The following is a 5,673-nucleotide window of genomic DNA, read 5'->3' as shown; positions in this document are numbered from 1 at the left end:
TGATTTAGAAGTAATTTTATCATATTTGTCTTGAAGATGATTGTGGGCACGGATTGCAAATCCGCGCTATCGGGGTTAATACTTTCTACTAAACAGTGATTATGAGAAAAATAATTGTGCTTTTTATATTATTTGCTTTTATGCTTCAGAGTTGTGGCGAAAGTTGTGGTGAGTGCTTTACTCCGCCACAGAATTTTATGTTTGAAATTGTAGACAAAGAAAGTGGAGCGAATTTGTTTGCAAATGGAACTTATATGAGTAGTCAAATACAGATAAAAAATACTTTAAACGATTCACCAGTTGAATTTACATTTATTAATGAAAATAATAGTAATCTAATTTCAATTGATGGAATTGGTTGGAAAACTGAAATTGTAAATCTTAAAGTAGATATTACCAACAATCAATTATTTAAGTTATATGTTGATGCTGAGAGAAAATCTGCTGATTGTTGCAACTTTACAAAATATAATGAAATTAACTTATCTGAATGTGAATTTGAATTAGATTCGCAAACTGGAATATATAAAATTCTTGTAGAATGATTTAAAACGAAATCCCAAGCTAGCGCGAGCATCATGCTCGTGCCCACAATGAGAATAACCCAAGCTCCGCAAATCTCTCCTGACTTTGCGGATTTTTTTATATAAAACACAAAGTCTTTTCTAAAATTGTAGTTGTTTATTACGTAAAGTCTAGCCCTGATAGCAACGAAAAGCCCGGAAGTAAAACAACTTATTTTTCTTGCTGTAAAAAAGCGACCAACGGATCCCGAAACTTCGGGACTTTTTACAGTGTAGAAAAATTGTTGTTTTACTGAGGACTTGTAGTGTAGAGCAGGAAATAGCTTTAAGAAAACAATTGGAATCAACGTGTCTTAAAAATCCCTTAAAAGCGACTTAAAATAATTAAGAAATCCACAATTTTAAATTACTTTTGTACCACTTTTAAAAAAATCATTCCAAAATATATCATGGATAAAATTAAATCTATTCTTTTCTCCACTCGTTTAATGGCAATTTTGTTTATTGTTTATGCCGCAGCAATGGCAGCAGGAACATTTATCGAAAACGATTACAATACTGATACGGCTCGAATTATTATCTACAACTCTTGGTGGTTTGAGGCAATTCATATTTTCTTTTTAATCAATTTCTTCGGAAATATTAGTCGTTATCAGTTGCTTAAAAAAGAAAAATGGGCGACGTTATTACTGCATTTATCGTTCATTTTTATTCTGATTGGTGCCGGAATTACTCGTTACATAAGCTACGAAGGTATGATGCCAATTCGTGAAGGTGAATCGGCTAATCAAGTATATTCTGATAGAAATTACCTTACTTTTTTTGTTGATGGTACGCATGAAGGTGAAATGAGAAGACTAGTTTTTGAAAAGCCATTGTTGCTTTCGCAAGCGGTTAACAATTCGTTTTTGTTCAATGAAAAATTCTCTGAGGAAAAATTTGAAGTAGAATACAAAGACTTCATTATGGATGCCAAAGAAGTGGTGAAGGAAAACCCGAAAGGAAAATACCGTCTTAAAATGGTAGAATCGGGTGGAGGCGAACGCCACGAACATTACTTGAAGGAAGGTGAAGTTCAAAATATTCACAATGTTTTATTTGCATTGAACGCTTACACTAAAGGTGCGATTAACATTACCATTAAAGATGGTGTTACTACAATCGATGCACCATTTGATGGAAGTTTTATGCGAATGATAGACAAAATGCAAGGAAAAGTACAGCAAAATGTACCGCAATCGTTGATGTTTCGTTCGTTATATAATTTAGGTGGCGCGCAATTTGTTTTTCCAGATCAACCTATAAAAGGTCAGGAAGAATTTAAATCGAGCGGTGATTATAAAAATAAAAAAGGTGATGATGCTTTGGTTATCAAAGTAAGATCGGGCGGACAAGAAAAAGAAGTAACGCTTGTTGGAGCTAAAGGAAAACAAGGTGTTCCGCAAAGTTTTAAACTAGGAAAATTAGAATTCACGATGTTCTACGGAAGTAAAATTTACACGTTGCCGTTTAATATAAAACTAAATGATTTCGTTGCCGAGCGTTATGCTGGAACTGAAAAACGTTATTCGTCATTTGAAAGTAAAGTGACTGTAATTGACGGAAAAGAAAAATTTGATTACCGCATTTATATGAATAATATTTTAGACCATAAAGGTTTTAGATTTTTCCAAGCCAATTTTGATCCCGATGAAAAAGGAACAGTACTTTCTGTAAACCATGACTTTTGGGGAACTTTGATTACTTATATTGGATACTTTCTGTTATACTTTGCTATGATGGCAATTCTGTTTACCAAATATTCTCGTTTTGCTGATTTAAAACGTAAATTGGAAGTGATTAAAGAAAAGAAATCGAAATTGATTACGGCTTTATTTTTATTATTTTCGTTAGCTGGTTTTTCTCAAACTCATGATGAGCATGACGGTCACAATCACGACGGACACAATCATCAAACGCAAGTTCCAGTTCAGAATCTAAAATTTAATTATATAGATTCGATTTTGAAATACAAAGTTTCAGAAAAACATGCTGCGCAATTTGGTAGATTAGTTATTCAAGATGAAGGCGGACGAATGAAGCCAATCAATACGTTTTCATCAGAATTACTTCGTAAAGTGAGTAAAAGTGACAAGTTTAAAGACATGAATTCTGATCAGGTTTTTGTTTCGATGACACAATTTCCTATTGCTTGGTATGAAGTTCCATTGGTTTACATCAAAGTAGGAAACGACAGTATCAGAAAAATTATCGGAATCAAAAAAGACGAAAAATATGCTTCGCTGAAATCGTTTTTTGACGCTAAAGGAAATTACAAGTTGTCACCTTATCTGGAAGAAGCTAGTAAATCTCAAGTTCAAAATAATTTTGAAAAAGACTTTGTAGAGACCGACAAAAAAGTAAGTTTATTGAACAAAGCATTAAGCGGACAGATTTTGAAGATTTTCCCAGTTCCAAATGATTCGAATAATAAATGGTCTTCTTATTTAGAAATCAATCATGCAACAGGAACATCGTTGGATACTATTAAAAATGCGCTTCCTATTTATTTGGACGAATTGATGAAATCGTCACAAACCGATAATTATACTATGGCCAATACGTTCTTGGTTGGAATGGAAAATTATCAGAAGAAAATTGGTGCAAAAGTTCGCCCATCAGACGATAAAATCGATTCGGAAATCTTGTATAACAAATATGATATTTTTAAAAATCTATATTATTTGTACATGATGAGTGGTTTAATGATGTTGTTGTTTACCATTGTAAATATCTTTTTCGAAAAGAAATCCATTCGATACATCATCAATAGTTTTCATATTTTCATTGCGTTTTTATTTTTGCTTCATACCTTAGGATTGATTGCTCGATGGTACATTTCTGGTCACGCACCTTGGAGTGATGCTTATGAAAGTATGATTTATGTAGCTTGGGCAACGATGTTTTTTACTTTAGCATTCGATAAAAAATCTAAATTAACTGTCGCTTCAGGAACATTTGTCGCTTCAATGATATTAATGATTGCACATTGGAATTGGATGGATCCAGCGATTGCCAATTTGCAACCTGTATTAAATTCGTATTGGTTAATGATTCACGTAGCCGTGATTGTTGGAAGTTATGGTCCGTTTACATTAGCAATGGTTTTAGGATTGGTAGCTTTAATTCTAATGTTGTTTAGAACAGAAAAGAACAAAGCCAAAATGGATTTGAACATTAAAGAAATAACTTATATCAATGAAATGGCGCTTACTATTGGTTTGGTTATGTTAACTATAGGAAACTTCCTTGGCGGACAATGGGCAAACGAATCTTGGGGTAGATATTGGGGTTGGGATCCAAAAGAAACTTGGGCATTAATTAGTATTATGGTATATGCTTTTGTAATTCACGCACGATTTGTTCCAGCTTTACGAGGTGTATGGATTTATAATTTAATGAGTGTTGCCGCTTTCTATTCTATTATGATGACCTATTTTGGTGTGAATTTCTACTTAACCGGATTGCACTCGTACGCTAGTGGAGATAAAGTTGTAACACCAGTTGAGTTTTATTATTCGTTAGGTTTTCTAACCATTTTAGCTACTGCAGCTTTCATTAAAAACAAACAATTGGCTTCAAAAAAGTAGTCATAAAAATTATAAAAGTAAAAAAGGTTCAACAATTAAGTTGAACCTTTTTTGGTAATATAGGGTTTAAAATATTATACTTTTCCTAAAGTGTACAATTGTTCCATTGTTGGCGATTTGCTTCCGCCTGCAGGTTCAAGAGTAATTCCAAATGCTTCGGCATCGCTTGTTCCGCTTACAGCAAATAGTTTTTCGTTGTTGCCTTTAAAGTCATCCAATAAACCAATGCTTGTTGGCGTTAACCTTGGGCTCAATTTTAAAGACCAAATTTGATATACTTTTCCTTCTGGTGGTTCTGGTAAACCTGTTGCATCAACATAAACCGTTTGCTTGTCTTTATTCCAATAAATTTTAGCAAATGATGTTGGCGCTACAGCTTGTCCAGCAAGAGCAATTACCGTGTTTTTATCATCTCTAATAACGTTTAATGCAGTAGCTGTTTCTTTATTTTTCAATTCTAATTCTACCACCGATTTCTGTAAATTTGATTTTTCAGTTTCGATAGAATTGATTTTTGTAGAACTGTCATTCAATTCGTTATATTGATATCCAACTCCTAATAATAGAGCAATCGATGCTGCCCATCCAAGATATTGAGACCAATTTGATTTGGATTTCATCTCAATAACTTTTCCATGTTTCATTTCGAGTTTGGCTTTAATTTTCTCAAAATTATCAGCTGATATTGTTGGAGAAAAACTACTTGATAAATTCAATATTGCCTTTTCGATTGATATAATTTCGCCTTTTATAGCCGGACTATTGCGTTCTAGTTCGCTAATTTCTTTAGTTCTTGATTCATCTAATAAACCAAAAACATAGAGTTCTAAATCTCCCGATTCGATATATTCTTGTGTTGTCATTATACTTGTAAATAAGTTCTTAAATCATTAATACAATTTCTATTCTGTGTTTTGACAGTTCCAAGCGGAATTTCAAGTTCATCTGATGCCTCTTGTTGTGTGTATCCTTGAAAGAATAATAATTCTATTAATTGGATACATTTTGGTTTTAATTTATTCACAAATTCTCTAATTCCAATAGTATCGATCCTATTGATTAACTTGTTACTGTCGTCCAATAGATGTACGAAATTATCTGATGATAGGTTTTTTTGACTGTTGTTGTATCCTTTAGAACGTAACTTGTCGATGGCTGTGTTTCTAGCAATATTAAGCATCCAAGTATAAAGTCTGCCTTTGGTTTCATTGTAGGTTTCAATGTTTTTCCAAATTTTTACGAATACTTCTTGAAGTACATCTTCGGCTTCTTCGGTTTCTTTTACCAAATTGGAAATTACAGAAAATAAACTTTTGGAATACATATCATACATGATAGTAAAACCGCGCTGATCCTTCTTAAGGATTAACGGAATTAATTCTTCTTGAGACATAATGTTCTTGTTTTTTTGTTTAGAACCATACTTACGAAATTTTTAAACGTTTGGTTTTTTTCCAACTATATTTTTTTTAAAGATAAGTTCTAAATTTTGAATCAAAAAAAAATTAACATTTTTCAGA

General features: G+C 32.6%; 4 protein-coding genes. 2 read left to right on the top strand and 2 right to left on the bottom strand.

Annotated features, from left to right (window positions below; all coding sequences use genetic code 11):
• The first annotated feature begins 101 nt into the window (after positions 1-101).
• Both DIU01_RS08045 and ccsA read left to right on the top strand, forming a co-directional pair.
• Positions 102-545 carry a hypothetical protein gene (locus DIU01_RS08045; protein ID WP_290833291.1) on the top strand — a complete coding sequence of 148 codons (444 nt, stop codon included), beginning with the start codon at positions 102-104 and terminating at the stop codon, positions 543-545.
• Between the two features lie 428 nt (positions 546-973).
• Positions 974-4,153, top strand: a complete 3,180-nt coding sequence (ccsA, locus tag DIU01_RS08040) for a cytochrome c biogenesis protein CcsA (protein ID WP_290833289.1) — start codon at positions 974-976, stop codon at positions 4,151-4,153.
• A 74-nt stretch (positions 4,154-4,227) separates the two neighbouring features.
• Here the strand turns inward: ccsA and DIU01_RS08035 are convergent, their stop codons facing one another.
• Together DIU01_RS08035 and DIU01_RS08030 are read right to left on the bottom strand one after the other, a co-directional pair.
• Complete coding sequence (locus DIU01_RS08035) at positions 4,228-5,016, bottom strand: anti-sigma factor (protein ID WP_290833287.1); 789 nt, start codon at positions 5,014-5,016, stop codon at positions 4,228-4,230.
• Positions 5,016-5,546, bottom strand: coding sequence for a sigma-70 family RNA polymerase sigma factor (locus DIU01_RS08030; protein WP_035128248.1), 531 nt, complete (start codon positions 5,544-5,546; stop codon positions 5,016-5,018). The genes DIU01_RS08035 and DIU01_RS08030 overlap by 1 nt, the downstream gene beginning before the upstream one ends.
• Between the last annotated feature and the right edge of the window lie 127 nt (positions 5,547-5,673).

The sequence above is a fragment of the Flavobacterium sp. genome (assembly GCF_003525665.1).
Classification (GTDB): Bacteria; Bacteroidota; Bacteroidia; order Flavobacteriales; family Flavobacteriaceae; genus Flavobacterium.
Note: the sequence above shows the minus strand (reverse complement) of the source record. Positions and strands in the feature narration are given on the sequence as shown.

What these genes read in the sequence shown, in the direction of transcription:
- DIU01_RS08045 (WP_290833291.1), top strand. Translation starts at nt 102, where the DNA reads ATGAGAAAAATAATTGTGCTTTTTATATTATTTGCTTTTATGCTTCAG.
- ccsA (WP_290833289.1), top strand. Translation starts at nt 974, where the DNA reads ATGGATAAAATTAAATCTATTCTTTTCTCCACTCGTTTAATGGCAATT.
- DIU01_RS08035 (WP_290833287.1), bottom strand. Translation starts at nt 5,016, where the DNA reads ATGACAACACAAGAATATATCGAATCGGGAGATTTAGAACTCTATGTT.
- DIU01_RS08030 (WP_035128248.1), bottom strand. Translation starts at nt 5,546, where the DNA reads ATGTCTCAAGAAGAATTAATTCCGTTAATCCTTAAGAAGGATCAGCGC.